This is a genomic window from Pseudomonas sp. GW821-FHT03C07 (genome assembly GCF_059420925.1).
In genome coordinates, this window is sequence record NZ_JBWKUQ010000035.1 from 17,104 (window position 1) to 34,170 (window position 17,067).

The following is a 17,067-nucleotide window of genomic DNA, read 5'->3' on the forward strand; positions in this document are numbered from 1 at the left end:
TACATCATGACCGCATTGCAAACACTGCCCCTGGCCCAACGTCAACGCTGCGAAGTCTGGACCCGGGTGATGGGGTATCACCGCCCGGTCTCGGCGTTCAATCCGGGCAAACAGTCCGAGCACCATGAACGTGTGCATTTCACCGAGCGCGCGGCCGCGGCCGGGCGCCAATGAGTCGACCCCTGCGGGTCGGGGGCATGGTGCCCCTGACCACCCTCGACTATCCGGGCAAGCTGGCGTGCGTGCTGTTTTGCCAGGGCTGTGCCTGGCGCTGTCGTTATTGCCATAATCCGCAACTGATTGCCCCGCGTGGCAGTGCAGAGCTGGAGTGGGCGGCGGTGCTGGCCTTTCTGCAACGCCGTCGGGGCTTGCTGGATGCGGTGGTTTTCAGTGGTGGCGAGCCGACCTTGCAGGACGCCCTGCGCGGCGCGATGGAGATGGTGCGAGCGCTGGGTTTCCAGGTCGGCCTGCACAGCGCCGGGATCAAGCCGGCGGCCTTTGCCAAGGCGCTGGCCGGCGCCGACTGGGTCGGTTTCGACGTCAAGGCGTTGGCCGAGGATTGCCAGGCAATCACCCGGGTGGCCGGCAGTGGCGTGGCCAACTGGCGAAGCCTGGAGCTGCTACTGGCCAGTGGCGTCGACTATGAGTGCCGGACCACGGTACATTGGCAACTGTTCGAACCGAGCCGTCTGCTGATCCTGGCGCGGCGCCTGCAAGCGTTGGGTGTCAGGCGTTTCGCCGTGCAACGGGTGCGCACCGCGCGCATGCTCGATCCGCAGTTGTCGGGCCTTTCGGCACAGGCGGCGTTGCCCGAACTGTGGCAGACCCTGGACGAGCTGTTTCCCGAGTTCGTATTGCGCGACTAGGACGATGATCAAGGGCCAGCGCTGCCGCCGCGGGCTGGGCCCATCAGGCCCAACCCCAGAATTGCAACCACCAGCCATAGCCCACCAGCCCGTTGGCCAGTAACAGGCACGCGCCAGCGCCGCCACGGCGAACCGGGGCCAGGCCCTGCTGGCCCAGCAGCTTCCAGCCCAGCAACAGACTCCAGCCGATGGCCCCGAGCAATAGCCCGGCCCTGGCCGGTTGTACCCAGCCGAGCAGCAGGCCTTCATAACGCAGCAGCTTGACGGTGGTCGCCGACAATCCGAGAAACAGGCCGGCGCCGCCCAGTGGCGTCAGGCTCAGGCTCAGTGGCCGATACAGGGCCGGAATCTGCGCGATCCGGGCCGCCAGCCGCAACAGGAGCAGCAGGCCGCCTCCCAGCGCCAGGGCACTCGCGCCCAGGTACAGGATGATGCTGAAGCCATCGAGCCAACTGAAGCTGTCGTTGAGCTGCGGGTAGTGGGTCAGCAGCCACCAGGGGGCATTGTCCTGTAACGGCCAGAGCAGGTCGTGCCCGACCAGCCAGTTGGCGAGCTGCTGCTTGAGGCTGACGAACCACGGGCTGACGGTCCACTGGAAGGCGCCCATGGCCAGGCCGATGACGCCGAACAGCAGCAGGCGGGTGTCCCAGGGTGAGAGTCGCTGTGCCGTGGTTTGTAGAATCTCCTGGTTGCCCGAGCGGGCGATCAGTCGCACGGCATCGCGTTGCCCGCTGCAGCGGCCACAGGCATGACAGTCACTGGCCCCCCGCAGGCGGCGGATATCCAGCAAAGGCGCGCAGTTGGGCAGCGGCAGGCGCGGCCCGGCGTTCGCCTTCCAGCGCTGTTCATCCACCTGGAAGTGCACCGGGGCGAGGCGGGCGAGCAGGGCAAAGACGCCGCTGACCGGGCACAGGTAACGGCACCAGACGCGCTTGCCCCTGGCAAACAGCAGGCCGACGCCGACCGCCGCGAGCGTCGAGCCGCCGAGGATCAGCAGGGCGGCCTGGGCATAGTCATAGACGCTGATCAACTGGCCGTAGAGGGTGGTCAGGCAGAACGCCAGGGTCGGCCAGCCGCCCCAACGCAACCAGCGCGGCACGCCCAGGCCTTTGCCATAGTGACTGGCCCATTCGCTCAGCGCGCCTTCCGGGCACAGCACACCGCACCAGAGCCGGCCGAACAGCACCATCGACAGCAGCACGAACGGCCACCAGATGCCCCAGAACAGAAACTGTGCGAGCAGGGTCAGGTTATCCAGCAGTCGCGCCTGGCTGTCCGGTAGTGGCAACATGGCTGGCAGGACCAGCAGCACCGCGTAGAACCCCACGACGACCCATTGCGTGGCGCGAATGACCGCAGCATGCCGGCGCATTGCGTCACCCAGGTGCTGCAGCCATCGATTGCAGCGGCTCAGGTCGGACATGGGCGGCTTTCCACAGTCCGTTGCCGTAGCCAGCCGGCGATGATCAGCCAGTAACCGATCCAGACCAGCAAGGTCATGGCACTGGGGCTGGCGCGATAACCGGCAAAGCCGGCCAGAAAGCTACCCAGGCCGTGGCTGTCGCTCAACAGCGCGCTGCTGTCCCAGAGGGCCTCGCCGACGCCGCTGTAGACCATCGTCGGTAGATCCAGGGCGAGCAGTTGGCCGCCGATGCGCTCGCTGGCACTGACCAGCAACGCTGAGCCGAGCAGCAGCAGGATGACTTCACTGACGCTGAAGAAACGCCGCCAGGAAATGAATCGGCGACTGCTGTTGAGCAGCACCAGGGTCAAGCCCGAGAGTGCCAGCCCGGCCATCCCGCCGAGGGCGAACAGAGCGAGCTGCGGACCTTGCAGGCGGGCCCCGGCGCCATACAGGAAGACCACGGTTTCGCTGCCTTCGCGGCTGACCGCGAGCATCGCCAGCAGCAACAGCCCGACGCCACCTTGGCGGGCCAGATGGCTGTCGGCGTGGCGGCGCAAATCATTCTTGAGCGTGCGTCCGTGGCGGTGCATCCAGCCGACCATTTGCACCATCAACAGACTGGCCACCAACGCCAGCGCGGCCTGGAACCACTCGTTGGCGGCACCGCTCATGGCCTCCCCGGCAAACAGGATCAACAGCGCCAGCAGGCCCGAGAGCAGCACCCCGAGGCCTACGCCGGCCCACAGGTAGCGGCCCAGGCGCCGGCCCTGCACCTGCTGGCTGGCCCAGGCCTGGAGAATACCGATCACCAGCAACGCCTCGACGCTTTCACGCCAGACGATGAACATTGATTGATTCATGCAAGCTCCGTAGATCACCGGGTTATTTGGCGAGAATGCTGCCCGCGGGCAGTTGCGGATTGAACTCGTCGAAGAACGGGTATTGACCCGGTCTCAACGGTGCAATCACGACGAAGGTGGTGACCCCAGGCGAGAGGACCTTTTCCACCCGCAACGGCGTGCTCTCGAACTCCGCCGGTCCCTCGCCGGTGTTTTTCAGGATGATCTTGAACCGCTGTCCGGCCGCAACCTCCAGCACGGCGGGGCTGAAGTGGCCGTCGTGCAGGCTCATTTCATAGCTGGGCAACTCGGCCCGGGCGAGCAGCGGTGTGGCCGCCAAGGTCAGGAGCAACCCGGCCAGGTACTGATGAGTCTGGGAGCGGCGCCTTGGCCGCGTGGACTCGGCTGTGGTGTAGCGCATTCAGTAGCCACCTTTCTTGCCGATGCCGGCGTAGACGAACTCGTAGTGCACTTCGCAGCGCTCGAACCAGGGTTCGACCCCGGTTTCCTTGTCGGTGTGACGGCCCAGGGAGGCATGCCCGGAAGGTGGCAGCAGGGTCAGGGTCAGCTGGTATTTGCCGGGGCCCTGCAGCTTCACGTTGTCGCCATAGTGCGGCCCGTCGTTGGCGACCATGGCGTGGAAATCACCGTTGAGCGGCGGCTGGCCGCCTTGTTTCTGCAAGCTGAAGGCCACGCTCAGGTAGGGCACGAAACTGCCTTCCTGAAAGCCCTGACGATTGTCCGCGGTGGCGCGGATATCGGCTTCCAGGTGGATATCGGAATCGGCAGTGGCGCGCATCATACCGGCGGGCGCCATCTCGATCGGTTGCAGATACACCGCCCCGACTTCCAGCCCCGGACAGTGCTGCGGTGCGCCGATCGGATACTCCTTGGCCTGGGCCAGTGGGGCGAGCAGGAGCAGGGCGAGGGATAGTGAGAAGGTGCGATGCATGATGTCTTCCTGGGTACTGACGGGTAGGGGCCCAAGTCTAGGAGGACGTGCTGCGAATAATAATGATTATGGTCAAGTTTTAGCGCGATCTTCAGGCGTCCTGCGCTTCTTGATCAGGATCAAGGGCTTTTTCGCCCTGGAGTTGTAGCTTGAAAGTCACTCCCACCCGCCATTCAGGGGACGACATGGCCAAGCCCTTTCCCATCAGCCCCAAACATCCCGAACGTATTTGCTGGGGCTGCGACCGGTATTGTCCGGCGAACGCCCTGGCCTGCGGCAACGGCTCCGATCGGACCATGCATCCGGCCGAGATGATCGGCGATGATTGGTATCTGCATGGCGACTGGGGCATCGTGCCACTGATCGCTTCGGACAAGGTTGCGGATAATGACGTTGCCGAGTGAGTTCTAATGCTCGTCGACATTGTCGATATGCTTGAAACGTTCGATCAGAAAGTCGATCAGGCTGCGCACCCGCGCGGACAAATGCAGCTGTTGCGGGTACACGGCATAGACGTCGGCGCGGGTCGGCGTTTGGTCTTCCAGTACCAGGCGGAGCCGGCCGCTGCGTACATAGCGGGCGATGTCCCATTCAGCCCGCAACAGAATTCCATAGCCCTCCAGCGCCCAGTTCAGGGCCACCTCGCCATCGTTGCAAGCCAAGGCCCCGTGCACCTTGATGTTTTCCGTGTGCCCGCCGTTGTTGAAACTCCAGACGCCATAGGGTGATTCGTTCTGGCGGATGAAAATGCAATTGTGCTGTTGCAGTTCGGTCAGGGTCCGAGGCGTTCCATATTTGTCCAGGTAGAGCGGCGAGGCGCAGAGCAAGCGGCGATTGGAGGCGATCTTGCGGGCGTGGAAGGCGGCGTCCGGCAAGCTGCCGAAGCGAATGCCCAGGTCGAAGCCGTGGGTGGCCAGATCCAGTGGGTGGTCGCTGATTTCCAGTTGGATCTCGACCTCGGGGTATTGGGCAAAAAATGCAGCGAGGGCCGGGCCGATATGCCGGCGGCCAAAACCCAGCGAGGCGTTGACGCGAATCAGGCCCTTGGGCGTGGCGCGGCTGCTGCTGAGCAACTGCTCAAGCTCGTTGATCTGCGTCAGGATGCGCGCGGCATGGGAGAAGTACAGCTCGCCTTCAGAGGTCAGGCTCATCGAGCGTGTGGTCCGGTTGACCAGACGTATGCCCAGCCGGGCTTCCAGCGCCGCCAGGCGTTTGCTCACCGCTGGCGGGGTGACACCCAGTTCCCGGGCGGTCGCCGCCAGGCTGCCTTTGTTGGCCAGCAGGTAGAAAAAAGACAAATCCAGCGTCTGACTCATTCGTAACTCAAAGTTATTTATGTAGTGATTTGGAGTCACTCACGTCTCCAGGTTCACTACATATACTCCGTTCGCACCCTGCTTGGACAGCCCAGGCCAGCGGGAACAACAAGAACCTGACGAGAGTGGAGTTGACGATGAACGCATACAGAATTGCCGCGGTGCCTGGTGATGGGATTGGGGTCGAGGTCATCGCCGCAGGCGTCGAGGTGTTGCAAGTCCTGTCGAAAAAATCCGGTTTTGCGCTGGATTTCAAACACTTTGACTGGAACTCCGATAACTACCTGAAAAACGGCTACTACATTCCCGAGGGTGGCCTGGAGGAACTGAAAACCTTCGACGCCATTTTCTTTGGTGCCGTTGGCGCGCTCAACGTACCGGACCACATTTCCCTCTGGGGCCTGCGCCTGCCGATCTGCCAAGGCTTCGACCAGTACGCCAATGTGCGTCCGGCTCGGGTTCTGCCCGGGGTGAAAAGCCCGCTGCTCAATGGTGAGCAGATCGACTGGGTGGTGGTGCGGGAAAACTCCGAAGGTGAGTACTCCGGCAACGGCGGTCGCGTTCACCGCGGCCTGCCTGAAGAAGTCGCCACCGAAGTGTCGGTGTTCACCCGGGTTGGGGTCGAGCGCATTCATCGCTTCGCCTTCGAACTGGCGCGCAGCCGTCCGCGCAAGCACCTGACCATGGTCACCAAGTCCAATGCCCAACGTCACGGCATGGTGTTGTGGGACGAGATCTTCTACGAAGTCGCCAAGGACTTTCCGGATGTCAGGATCGACAAGGAGCTGGTCGACGCCGTGACCACGCGCATGGTGCTCAAGCCGGCAACGCTGGACGTTATTGTCGCCACCAACCTGCACGCCGACATCCTCTCCGACCTGGCCGCCGCCCTGTCCGGCAGCCTGGGCATCGCGCCGACGGCCAACCTCAACCCTTCACGCCGATTCCCCTCGATGTTCGAACCGATCCACGGCTCGGCCTTCGACATTACCGGCAAAGGCGTTGCCAACCCCATCGCGACGTTCTGGACGGCCGCCATGATGCTTGAACATCTCGGCGAACCAGCCGCGGCGAAACAGCTGATGTCGGCCATCGAAGCAGTGACGCAAAGCGGTCTGCATACACCGGACCTTGGCGGGAAAGCCACTACCCGTCAGGTCACCAATGCACTGATCGAACTGATCAAGCGCTGATATTTTCCATCGATGCAAAGGTGTACTGCGGCGCAACGCCAAGGGGAGGATCAGCGATCCGACCCCTTGGTATTTCCTGACAACAATAAAAAATCAGGGCCCTGTCATGAAAAGAATATTTGGCAAACTCTACGTACAAGTCCTTATCGCGGTCATCCTCGGCGCCATCGTCGGGGTGCTCGTTCCTGAAACCGCTGCCGCGCTCAAGCCCCTGGGCGACGCGTTCATCAAACTGATCAAGATGCTGCTCGCACCGGTGATCTTCCTGACCGTGGTCACGGGGATTGCCCGTATGGAAAGCATGAAGGAGCTGGGCCGGGTCGGCTTCCGGGCGTTGCTCTACTTCGAAGTCGTGTCGACGCTGGCGTTGGTCATCGGTCTGGTGGTGGTCGATCTGTTCAAGCCCGGTGCCGGCATGAACATCAATGTCGCCAGCCTGGATACCTCCAGCCTGGCCACCTACACCTCTGCGGTGAAACACGACTCGTTCATGGACTTCGTCATGAATATCATCCCCGACACCATCGTCGATGCGTTTGCCAAGGGCAACGTACTGCAGATCCTGCTGTTTTCCATATTGCTCGGTATTGCCCTGGCCAATGTGGGGCCTCGTGCCAAGGTCTTCGTCGATACGCTGGAGAGCCTGATGCAGGGCATGTTCCGTATCGTCAACATGGTCATGCGCCTGGCGCCCATCGGGGCCTTCGGCGCCATTGCCTTCACCATTGGTAAATATGGATTTGGCTCGCTGTTCTCGCTGGGCAAGCTGATGGCCTGTGTCTACCTTACCTGTGCTGTGTTCGTGATATTCGTCCTGGGCCCGATCTGCCGCTACAGCGGTTTCAGCCTGTGGAAGTTTCTGAAGTTCATCAAGGAAGAACTGTTCACCGTGCTTGGCACCAGTTCGTCGGAATCGGTGCTGCCGCAGATGATTGCCAAGATGGAAAAGGCCGGTGTCTCCAAACCGGTCGCCGGGATGATCATTCCCTCAGGCTTGACCTTCAATCCGGATGGTCAGGCGATCTACTACAGCATTGCCGCCATCTTCATCGCCCAGGCGACGAATACCCCGCTGACCCTGACGGATCAATTGATCGTGCTGGCGGTGCTGATGTTCACCTCCAAGGGCTCCGCGGGGGTGACCGGTTCGGGGTTCATCATTCTGGCCGCCACGCTGTCTTCCCTGGGCACCATTCCGGTCGCGGGCATGGTGCTGTTGCTGGGCGTCGACCGGTTCATGTCGGAAGCGCGGGCGATCACCAACACCATAGGCAACGGTGTCGGCACCCTGGCCATCGCCAAATGGGTCGGGGCGTTGGACACGGTGAAGATGCACAAGGCGCTGAATGGCGAGGTCGTGGAGGAGCAACCCGCCAGGCAACCCGTTCAAGTCGTACCAGGGGGATGACCCACCACTGGACTTAACCCATGGCAAATAGGGACAATGGGTTTTTGACGCGAAAATGGAAGCTCTCATGAGTGACAGTGCACAGCGCGGCGCCAGTGACATCGATCTGATGACCGACGTCGCCATGCTTTATTACCTTGAGAACATCACCCAGGAGGCCATTGCCAAGCGCTTTGAGCTGTCCCGGGCCAAAGTCAGCCGGCTGCTCAAGCGAGCGCGCGACGAAGGGATCGTTGAAGTGCGGGTGCTGCAACATCCGGCGATGAACAGTGAGCTGGAGCAGGCGCTGGTCGAGCGTTTCAAGCTGGACCGGGCCTTGATCGCGGTCGATCACGGTGATCCGGATACCCAGCGTTCGGCAGTCGCCAGCCTGGTCGCCCACTACCTGAACAAGACCTTGAGCGACGGTGTGATCGTCGCCGTCGGCATGGGCCGCAATGTCGGCGCCGTAGCAGAAAACGTGTTCTTGCCGGTGACCCGCAACTGTACCTTTGTCTGCGCCATCGGCGGTTCGCTCAAGGCCGGCGAGTACATGAATCCCGACCATATCTGCCGGCGCCTGGCCTTGCGCTTCGGCGCGGAAAGCGAAACGCTCTATGCTCCGGCCCTGGTGGCGAATCCGGAGCTGCGCAGCATCCTGATCAATAACGACACCGTCCGCTCGACCCTCGACCGGGCCCGTCGCGCCGACATCGCGCTGATCGGTATCGGCGATATGAGCGAAAACAGCAATATGGTCCGCATGGGCTGGTTCTCACCCCAGGAGATTGCCCAGGCGCGCCTCTCCGGGACGGTGGGCGACATGATGGGCTACGACTTTATCGACATCCATGGCCAGCCGGCCGTCAATACCATGCAGGGACGGGTGATCGGCCTGACCGTGCAGGAGTTGGGGCGGATTCCCGATGTGGTGGCGATTGCCAGCGAGAACACCAAGGCCGCGGCGACCTTGGGGGCATTGCGCTCCGGGGTGATCAATACCCTGGCGACCACGGTATCGAATGCCTACACCATCCTTGCGCTGGATGATGCGACTCGCAAGCCGTAGGGGTGAGACCTCCCGCGATCCGCCGGCACTCGACGAGTGCCCGGTCGGGGAGGTGCCAGGTCAATCGCGCAGTTGCGCTTGCGCCGATTCGGCGAGATCGGTGAGGATCAGGCAGCAGGACACCGCACCGGCGTCCAGCACCCCCAGAGAGCGCTCGCCCAGGCGGCTGGCGCGACCGATTTTCGCCACCAGGTCGCGGGTCGAGTCGCGGCCCAGGGTGGCGGCGATTTTCATCCGGGCCAAGGCCTCACTGAAAGAGACACCGGCGGCCACGGCCTGTTCGAAGGCTTCCACGGACGGGATCAGGGTGTCCATCAGGCACTTGTCGCCGACCCCCGCATCGGTGATGTCCTGCAGCGAAGTAAGGCCGCCGCGCAGCAGCCGGGCGAAACTCGCCGCATCGATCACGTCACGGCCGCGTACTTCGTCGGCCATGCCGATGAACAGGCTGCCGTAGAGCGGCCCCATCGAGCCGCCGATACCTTCCATGAGGGCCAGGGTCAACTCGTCCAGCGCTTCGGCCAGGGACAGCTGGCGACCTTCAAGGCTCTTGCCGCAGCGGGCGAAACCCTTGGCCATGTTGATGCCGTGGTCGCCGTCGCCGATGGCGCCGTCGACTTCGCTGAGGTATTCGCGGTTGGCCACGATCACCGCGACCAGGCTGGTCACGATGGCGCTACCGTTGCTACTCGAGAAATGCTGGCCCATGGTTTACTCCGACTGGGACATGCCGATGGAGCGGCACGGTTGATCGATCAAGGTGGTCAGTTCGGCGTCAAGGCCGAGCAGGGTCAAGGTGACGCCCATCATTTCCAGTGACGTGAAGTAATTGCCCACATAACAGCGGTGAACCCGCAGGCCCCGGGCCTTGAGCAGGCGTTCGACTTCGGCGTAGAAAATGTACAGTTCCATCACCGGGGTGGCGCCGAGGCCGGAGACCAGCACCACGACGCTTTCATCCTGGCTGAAATCGCGGTCGGCGAGAATCGGCGCGAGCATGCGCTCGGCCATGGCCGCCGCGGACGTCACAGGGATGACTTCGATCCCCGGTTCGCCGTGATGGCCGATACCCAACTCCATCATGCCGTTGGCGATCTGGAAATTGGGTTTGCCCACCGCCGGGATGATGCACGGGGTCAGGCCGACGCCAATCGAGCGGCAATGGTCGACGGCCTTCTGCGCCACGCGAATCACGCCGTCCAGGTTGTAGCCCTGGGCGGCGGCCGCGCCACCGACTTTCCACATGAAAATTTCCCCGGCTACGCCGCGGCGCTTGGCGATATCGGCCGGCGGGGCGGAGGCCACGTCGTCGTTGGCGACGACGGTGCGGATGTTCATCTCTTTGCTGGCGGCCATTTTCATCGCCAGCTTGACGTTCATATTGTCGCCGGCGTAGTTGCCGTACAGGCAGGCGACGCCGGCGCCCTGGTCGGCGGCGCGGAAGGCGTCGAAGAAGCTCTTGGCGGTGGGCGAGGAGAAAATTTCGCCGACGGCCACGGCATCCACCAGGCCGGGACCGACATAACCCAGGAAGGCCGGTTCATGGCCGGAGCCACCGCCGGTGACGATCCCTACTTGGCCGGCCGGTGAGGGTTTGCTTTTGCGGATAACCCGTGGATTGGCTTCGTACTGGGCCAGTTCCGGATGCGCCACGAGGATGCCGTTGAGCATGTCCTCGACCACCTGGTCCGGATCGTTGATGACTCGATTCATAAAGTGTTTCCTTGTTCTTGTAAGGCCTGAGCCGATTACTGGATGCTGTAGCCGCCGTCGATCACGACGTTTTCGCCGGTGATCATCTTGGCCGCATCGCTGAGCAGGTAAAGCACCAGCCCGGCGATCTCCTCCGGCTGGGCAAAGCGTCCGACCGGGATCTGCAGTTTGGCCCGCTCGCCAAGTTCACCGGCCCAGGCCTTCTTGCCCAGCGCCGTTTCGACGATGGTCGGTGACACTGCGTTGACGTTGAGGCCATGGGGCGCCCACTCCATGGCCAGAACCTTGGTCATGCCGACCACCGCGGCCTTGCTTGCACAGTAAGCCACATGTCGATCCAGGCCAATCACGGCAGCCTGGGAGGCGAGGTTGACGATGCGCCCGTGGCCTTGCTCGATCATGTGACGGGCACAGGCCTGGGCCACGAAGAAACTGGCCTTGAGGTTGATGTCCAGGGTGGTGTCCCAGGCACTTTCATTGACGTCCAGGGCCTTGTCGAGCAAGGCGACCCCGGCGCTGTTGACCAGGTAATCCAGCCGGCCGAGTTCGGCGGCGGCCTGGTCGACGGCGCTTTGCACCTGCTCCAGTTGACGCAGGTCGACGGCCAGGCCGATATGCCCGGCGCCGAGGCTGGCGGCCACCTCGACCACGGCCGGATCACGGTCCAGCAGGGCGACCCTGGCGCCGCGCTCCACCAGCAGTTGCGCGCAGGCCAGGCCGATACCGGCGGCACCGCCGGTGATCACGGCGCAGCGGCCGTTGAGGTCGAACGCCTGGTTCCAGAAATTGGACATTGCATACACTCCATGCGGGCCGGATCCGGCCCGGGTTCTCGGTTGGGCAGACGCTTACTTGGTGCCGGTGACCTGGGCGTACAGGGCATCGGCGTTGTTGCTGGTGACCGGTACCCACGGCAGGATGTAGGTCTTGGCGCTGCCATCAGCCCACTTCACGTCCTTGGCATAACGCTCCCAGATCAGCGATTGCGGTTTGTAGTCTTTGCCCGCCAGGGTGTGCAGGGCCATATCGAGGGCGCCCTGGGATTGCGCCTGGGCGTCTTGCAGAAAGGTGGTGACTTCGCCTTTCTTGGCCGCCTGGATGGCATCGGGCATGCCGTCGATAGCGGTGATCGGCAAGTCGTCTGGCGACAGGCCGCGGGATTTCACCGCTTGCAGGGCGCCCAGGGCCATGTCGTCGTTCTGCGCAATGATGCCGGAGATGCCGCCCTTGGGGTGGGCATTGAGCCAGTCTTCGGTCAGGGTCAGGGCTTCGGCGCGCGACCAGTTGGCGGTCTTCATTTCAATGACCTTGATCTGCGGGTTCTTCAGCAGGACTTCGATCTCGCCTTTTTGCCGATCGATCTGTGCCGACTGACCGATCGGGCCCTGGATGATCGCCACGGTGCCCTTACCCTGCAGCTTGTCGACCATGGCCTGGGCCTGGAGGCGACCGCCTTCGATATCGTCGTTGCCGATAAATGGCACGTTGGCGCTGGCGACCTTGGTGTTGGACGCGATCACCAGTACGTTGCTTTCCTGGGCGCGTGCCACGGCACCGACCCCGGCCTTGGTGTCGATCGGAACGAAAATGATCGCGTCGTAATGCTGGGTGACCATGGTTTCGATCTGGTTGTTCTGGGTCAGGGCGTCATAGTTGCCGTCGAACACGGTGAGCTGCACGGTGCCGTCCTTGACCGCCGGGTGCTCCTTCAACTCGCGCACCCAGTTTTGCATGTACTGGCCCTTGAGCCCGTACACCGCCGCACCAATCTTGTAGGTCTTTTCCTGAGCCAGCGCAATACTGCTGGTGAGCAGGGAGAGTGCCGCCAGCGCGGTGAGGGATTTGCCGAGTTTTTGGGTGGAAAGTTTTACGCTGCAAAGTTTCATGGGGAACTCCTTTATTGTTGTAGTCGGTTGGTTCAGTGAAACGGCTTAACGTTTTTTCTTGCGCCAGACATCGATGAGCACCGCGAACACGATGATCAAACCCTTGGCGACTTGTTGGTAATACGAGGACACGCCGAGCAGGTTCAGGCCGTTGTTGATCACACCGATCAACAGGGCGCCGAACAGGGTGCCGACCACGCTGCCGGTACCGCCGGAGAGACTGGTACCGCCAATTACCACGGCGGCGATGGCGTCCAGTTCATAGGAGGTCCCGGCCTGGGGCAGGGCGGAGGTGGTCCGGGCCGAGAGGACGACCCCGGCGAGGCCGGCCAGCAGCCCCGAGACCACATAGACCGAGAACATCACCTTGCGCACGCCGATCCCGGAGGTCCGCGCGCTTTTTTCGTTGCCGCCCACGGCATAGATGTAGCGGCCATAGGTGGTGTAGCGCAGCACCATCCAAAAAATCAGCGCGACTACTGCAAAGATGATGATGGGAATACCGATCGGGCCGAACGTGCCGATGCCCAGGGCCAGGTAGCTGTCGGGCAGGTCGGTGACCGGGCTGCCGTCATTGAGAATAAAGGTCATGCCGCGGGCCACGCTGAGCATGCCGAGGGTGGCGACAAAGGGTGGGATTGACAGGTTGGCGACCATGAAGCCGTTGACCACGCCGAGCATGGCGCCAGCGAACATGCCGGCGCTGACCGCCACCAGCAGGCCATGGCCCTGGGTGGCGACCAGGGCGCTGGACAAACCGGCAAACGCGAGAATCGAGCCGACCGACAGGTCGATGCCCTTGGTCAGGATCACATAGGTCATGCCCACGGCGAGAATGCCGTTGATCGAGGTCTGGCGCAGGATGTCCATCCAGTTGCGCCAGGTCATGAAGTACTCGCTGGCGAAGGCCATGGCGATGCACAGCATGATGAACACCAGCGGCAGGCCGAATCGGTCCAGGGCCAGGCGCAGGCGAGCACCTGGACGGGCTGTTGTGGATACAGGGGCAGGAACAGGTGGGGCAAGGGTTTTGGCGTTCATGAGGCGAGACTCAACAAGGCTTCCTGGGAAAGGGCGGTATCGCAGCTGACGGTGACCAGTCGGCCACCTTTGAAGACGGCAATGCGATCACTCAGATGGAGCAGTTCCGGGGCTTCGGACGAGACCACGATGGCCGCCCCGCCAGCGCGCACGAACTCATCCAGCAGGTGATAGATTTCCTGCTTGGCGCCTTCATCGATGCCGCGGGTCGGTTCGTCGCAGAGCAGGCAGATCGGCTGGGTCGACAGGCACTTGGCGAGCACGACCTTCTGCTGGTTGCCGCCGCTCATGGATTCCACCGGCAGGTCGAGGGAGGAAATCTTGATCTGCAGGCGCTTGACCATGCGCTGGGCCAGTTCGTTTTCCTTGCGCGTATTGATCACCGACCAGCTCGACAGCTGCTTGTAGGCGGAGAGGGCGATATTGGCCAGGATGCTGCCGCTGAGGACCAGGCCGCTGTCCTTGCGATCTTCGGTCACCAGGGACATGCCGGCGCGAATGGTCGCCGCCGGCACGCCGATCGGCAGGGGCTGGCCCTGGAGCGTGGCGCTGCCCGAATCGGGGGCGGTGAGGCCGTAGAGGCAATTGAGGAATTCGCTGCGGCCCGAGCCCATCAGGCCGTAGATGCCGAGGATCTCACCCTGGCGCAGTTGCAGGCTGATGTCCTGGAACTCGCCGTCGCGGCTCAGCCCTTCGACGGTCAGGCAGTTTTGCGCGGCGCATTCGCGCCCGACCTTGTGATCGATGCGTTGCAACTCCTGGCCGACGATGCCACGGACCAGGTGGGCGCGGTCGATATCGGCCATGCGCCCGCTTTCGACGAAGGCGCCGTCGCGGAAGATGCTGTAGTCGTCGGCGATCTGTGCCAGTTCGCTGAGGCGGTGGGATACATAGATGATCCCGGCGCCACGCGCGGTCAGGCGACGGATGGCCTTGAACAGGGTTTCAGCCTCGCGCTCACCGATGGCCGAGGTCGGCTCGTCCATGATCATCACCTGGCAGTCGTGGCTGAAGGCCTTGGCGATTTCCACCAGTTGGATCTGCGCCACGCTCAGGCGATGCATCGGGCTGCTGGCGTCGACCTCGAACTCCAGGCTTTGCAACAGTTCCCGGGTGCGCCGGTTCAGCTCCTTGCTGTCGACGATGCAACCGGCGCGGCGCGGTTCACGGCCCAGCCAGATGTTTTCGGCGACGGTCATGTAGGGGATGGGCTCCAGCTCCTGGGTGATCATCGCCACCCCGGCGGCCAAGGCCGCGCTCGGACGATCGAACTGCACCGGCTGGCCATTGAGCAGGATGCTGCCCGCGTCGCGTTGGGTGATACCCATGAGGATGCTGAGAAAAGTCGATTTGCCTGCACCGTTGCCGCCGCACAAGGCGTGCACGCTGCCGGCTCGTAAAGAGAGGCGCCCGTCACGCAGGGCGGGGATCCCTGCATAGGCCTTGGCGACATTTTCAGCCTGGAGCAGTAATGGCATCGCCATCGGGAAATCCTCTTGCTGATTTTATTGTTAGGTCTCCCCGATCAAATGCTCGGTGAGTGATCATATGTTTAAAGCAATTTTCCGTATCCTGTCAACGTCGTCTTCTATTTTTTGACGTTTTAACCGGTATCGAGCTGGTTTTTGCGGATTTGTTCGAATAAATCGCTTGACAGAGGGCTGTTTGTGGTTGGGTAATGCTTGTGCAAAATTTCATTGCGTGATCATTTGATCGTTGTCTGCGCATCAGTAGGGCAACGGAGGAAAACTTATGGATGCAAACACACTGTTTTCGGTGGCCATCGGCAGCGACGAGGCCGGCTACGAACTCAAGGAGCTGCTCAAGCCTTACCTCGAGGCCTTGGGCTACAGGCTCCGGGACTTTGGCTGCTACTCCACGAGTCCGGTGCTTTACCCGGATATCGCGGCCGCGCTGGCGACGGCGGTCAGTGCCGGCGAACACCGCCTGGGGGTACTGATTTGCGGAACCGGCATCGGCATGGCCATTTCCGCGAACAAGATCAAGGGTGTGCGTGCCGCGCAGGCCCACGACACCTATTCCGCCGAGCGCGCGCGCAAAAGCAACGATGCGCAGATCCTTTCCATCGGTGCGCGGGTGATCGGTCCTGAACTGGCCAAGAGCATCGTCAAAATCTTCCTCGAGTCCGAATTCGAAGCGGAGCGTTCCGGGCCGAAAGTCGAGCGGATCACGGCCGTCGAAACGGCGAACCGGGGGCTGTCGGGCACCTAGGTCAAGGACCGTCGTGCCTGATGACGTCTGGTCAGGGTCAGTGCCAGGGACTGAACAAAATCAACAAGAGCCCAAGAAATGTCCAACCTGCTTGAACAATTGCGACAACACAGCGTCGTGGTGGCCGATACCGGCGATCTCGATGCGATTCGCCGCTTCGCCCCCCAGGATGCAACCACCAACCCTTCACTGATTTTCAAGGCGGTGCAGTCCGGTCAGTACGACCGCCTGGTCGGCGAAATCCTCAGTGAGGTGCGTGGCCTGGGGATTGGCGGCGATGCGGCCATCGATGAGGCCTGCGACCGGCTGGTGGTGGCCATGGGCAAACAGATTCTTGCCCTCGTGCCGGGACGGGTTTCGACCGAAGTGAGCGCCCGGCTGTCCTTCGACAGCGCGGCGAGTATTGCCAAGGCGTGCCGCCTGGTGGCGTTGTACGAACAGTCCGGTATCGCGCGTGAGCGGATCCTGATCAAGCTGGCCGCGACCTGGGAGGGCGTGCGCGCCGCCGAAGTACTGGAGGGGCAGGGGATCCAGTGCAACCTGACGCTGATCTTCAACTTCGTCCAGGCGCGGGCCTGTGCCGAAGCTGGCGCCTATCTGATTTCGCCGTTCGTCGGGCGCATTCTCGATTGGTACGGCAAGGCCAACCCCGGGACGCTTTACGCGCCCGACGAAGAACCGGGCGTGCGCTCGGTGCAACGCATTCTGCAGTACTTCCGCCAGCACCGTTATTCGACCGTGGTCATGGGCGCGAGCTTTCGCAATGTCGGTGAGATCAAGGCACTGGCCGGCTGTGATCGGTTGACCATCAGCCCGGCGTTGCTGGAAGCGCTTGAGGGCAGCGAGGGTCTGCTGCTGCCTGTGCGGATCGATGGTGGCGAGCCGGGGGGCTTCTTGCCCAGGCCATTGAGCGAAGCCGAATTCCGTTGGCAGATGAACGAGGATGCCATGGCCACCGAGAAGTTGGCCGAAGGCATCCGCGGTTTTGAAGCCGATCAGTTGAAGCTTGAAGCGTTGCTGCGCGAAAAATTTGCCGGAGGTGTTGCTTGAACCAGCCTGAATCGATGTTGAAAACCAGCCGGCGTATCCGCGCCAACGCTATTCGTGCCCTCAGCATGGATGCCGTGCAAAAAGCCAACAGCGGCCATCCCGGTGCCCCCATGGGTAT

The 17,067-nt window shown here is 62.5% G+C and carries 20 protein-coding genes; 9 read left to right on the top strand and 11 right to left on the bottom strand.

Going from position 1 to position 17,067, the window contains the following annotated elements:
- The first annotated feature begins 6 nt into the window (after positions 1-6).
- Complete coding sequence (nrdD, locus tag AC07VG_RS33105; protein ID WP_263860530.1) at positions 7-174, top strand: anaerobic ribonucleoside-triphosphate reductase; 168 nt, start codon at positions 7-9, stop codon at positions 172-174.
- Complete coding sequence (locus AC07VG_RS33110; protein WP_495022537.1) at positions 171-866, top strand: anaerobic ribonucleoside-triphosphate reductase activating protein; 696 nt, start codon at positions 171-173, stop codon at positions 864-866. The genes nrdD and AC07VG_RS33110 overlap by 4 nt, the downstream gene beginning before the upstream one ends.
- Before the next feature lie 43 nt (positions 867-909).
- Here the strand turns inward: AC07VG_RS33110 and AC07VG_RS33115 are convergent, their stop codons facing one another.
- From AC07VG_RS33115 to AC07VG_RS33130, 4 genes are read right to left on the bottom strand one after another with little or no spacing between them, the layout of a single operon-like run.
- Entirely contained in the window at positions 910-2,289 is a 1,380-nt protein-coding gene (locus AC07VG_RS33115) for a 4Fe-4S binding protein (RefSeq protein WP_495022538.1), read from the bottom strand.
- Positions 2,277-3,131, bottom strand: a complete 855-nt coding sequence (locus AC07VG_RS33120) for an FTR1 family iron permease (RefSeq protein WP_495022539.1) — start codon at positions 3,129-3,131, stop codon at positions 2,277-2,279. The genes AC07VG_RS33115 and AC07VG_RS33120 overlap by 13 nt, the downstream gene beginning before the upstream one ends.
- Before the next feature lie 22 nt (positions 3,132-3,153).
- Positions 3,154-3,531, bottom strand: a complete 378-nt coding sequence (locus AC07VG_RS33125) for a cupredoxin domain-containing protein (RefSeq protein ID WP_495002847.1) — start codon at positions 3,529-3,531, stop codon at positions 3,154-3,156.
- Positions 3,532-4,062 (bottom strand): iron transporter, encoded by a 531-nt coding sequence (locus AC07VG_RS33130; RefSeq protein WP_495002848.1) that lies wholly within the window; start codon positions 4,060-4,062, stop codon positions 3,532-3,534.
- A gap of 185 nt (positions 4,063-4,247) precedes the next feature.
- Between AC07VG_RS33130 and AC07VG_RS33135 the strand changes: the two genes are divergently transcribed.
- Positions 4,248-4,466: a DUF3079 domain-containing protein gene (locus tag AC07VG_RS33135; RefSeq protein ID WP_495002849.1), complete on the top strand. Its 219-nt coding sequence runs from the start codon at positions 4,248-4,250 to the stop codon at positions 4,464-4,466.
- A gap of 3 nt (positions 4,467-4,469) precedes the next feature.
- Here the strand turns inward: AC07VG_RS33135 and AC07VG_RS33140 are convergent, their stop codons facing one another.
- Entirely contained in the window at positions 4,470-5,378 is a 909-nt protein-coding gene (locus AC07VG_RS33140; protein WP_495002850.1) for a LysR family transcriptional regulator, read from the bottom strand.
- A gap of 137 nt (positions 5,379-5,515) precedes the next feature.
- Here AC07VG_RS33140 and AC07VG_RS33145 point away from each other — a divergent pair, with 137 nt between their 5' ends.
- The 3 genes from AC07VG_RS33145 (at position 5,516) to AC07VG_RS33155 (ending at position 9,027) form a co-directional block, all read left to right on the top strand.
- Positions 5,516-6,571, top strand: a complete 1,056-nt coding sequence (locus tag AC07VG_RS33145; protein WP_495002851.1) for a tartrate dehydrogenase — start codon at positions 5,516-5,518, stop codon at positions 6,569-6,571.
- A gap of 106 nt (positions 6,572-6,677) precedes the next feature.
- Complete coding sequence (locus AC07VG_RS33150) at positions 6,678-7,979, top strand: dicarboxylate/amino acid:cation symporter (RefSeq protein WP_495002852.1); 1,302 nt, start codon at positions 6,678-6,680, stop codon at positions 7,977-7,979.
- Positions 7,980-8,046: 67 nt separating this feature from the next.
- Positions 8,047-9,027 (top strand): sugar-binding transcriptional regulator, encoded by a 981-nt coding sequence (locus AC07VG_RS33155; protein WP_495002853.1) that lies wholly within the window; start codon positions 8,047-8,049, stop codon positions 9,025-9,027.
- A 60-nt stretch (positions 9,028-9,087) separates the two neighbouring features.
- Here the strand turns inward: AC07VG_RS33155 and dhaL are convergent, their stop codons facing one another.
- Genes dhaL through AC07VG_RS33185 form a run of 6 tightly spaced genes read right to left on the bottom strand, consistent with a single transcriptional unit; the run spans position 9,088 to position 15,151 of the window.
- Positions 9,088-9,735 (bottom strand): dihydroxyacetone kinase subunit DhaL, encoded by a 648-nt coding sequence (gene dhaL / locus AC07VG_RS33160; RefSeq protein ID WP_495022540.1) that lies wholly within the window; start codon positions 9,733-9,735, stop codon positions 9,088-9,090.
- Positions 9,736-9,738: 3 nt separating this feature from the next.
- Positions 9,739-10,740 (bottom strand): dihydroxyacetone kinase subunit DhaK, encoded by a 1,002-nt coding sequence (locus tag AC07VG_RS33165; protein WP_495022541.1) that lies wholly within the window; start codon positions 10,738-10,740, stop codon positions 9,739-9,741.
- Positions 10,741-10,775: 35 nt separating this feature from the next.
- Complete coding sequence (locus AC07VG_RS33170; RefSeq protein ID WP_495022542.1) at positions 10,776-11,534, bottom strand: SDR family oxidoreductase; 759 nt, start codon at positions 11,532-11,534, stop codon at positions 10,776-10,778.
- A 54-nt stretch (positions 11,535-11,588) separates the two neighbouring features.
- Positions 11,589-12,626, bottom strand: a complete 1,038-nt coding sequence (locus tag AC07VG_RS33175) for a substrate-binding domain-containing protein (RefSeq protein ID WP_495002857.1) — start codon at positions 12,624-12,626, stop codon at positions 11,589-11,591.
- 45 nt (positions 12,627-12,671) lie between these two features.
- A complete protein-coding gene (locus AC07VG_RS33180) occupies positions 12,672-13,667 on the bottom strand; it encodes an ABC transporter permease (RefSeq protein ID WP_495022543.1) in 996 nt (331 codons plus the stop codon).
- Positions 13,664-15,151: a sugar ABC transporter ATP-binding protein gene (locus tag AC07VG_RS33185; RefSeq protein ID WP_495002859.1), complete on the bottom strand. Its 1,488-nt coding sequence runs from the start codon at positions 15,149-15,151 to the stop codon at positions 13,664-13,666. Before AC07VG_RS33185 ends, AC07VG_RS33180 begins: the two co-directional genes overlap by 4 nt.
- Positions 15,152-15,419: 268 nt before the next feature.
- On the opposite strand from AC07VG_RS33185, the gene rpiB reads away from it, so the two are divergent.
- From rpiB to AC07VG_RS33200, 3 genes are all read left to right on the top strand, one after another.
- Positions 15,420-15,899 (top strand): ribose 5-phosphate isomerase B, encoded by a 480-nt coding sequence (gene rpiB, locus AC07VG_RS33190; protein ID WP_495002860.1) that lies wholly within the window; start codon positions 15,420-15,422, stop codon positions 15,897-15,899.
- Between the two features lie 78 nt (positions 15,900-15,977).
- A complete protein-coding gene (gene tal / locus AC07VG_RS33195) occupies positions 15,978-16,949 on the top strand; it encodes a transaldolase (RefSeq protein ID WP_495022544.1) in 972 nt (323 codons plus the stop codon).
- A gap of 14 nt (positions 16,950-16,963) precedes the next feature.
- A partial coding sequence (locus AC07VG_RS33200; RefSeq protein WP_495022545.1) for a thiamine pyrophosphate-binding protein occupies positions 16,964-17,067 on the top strand: 104 nt, incomplete at its 3' end.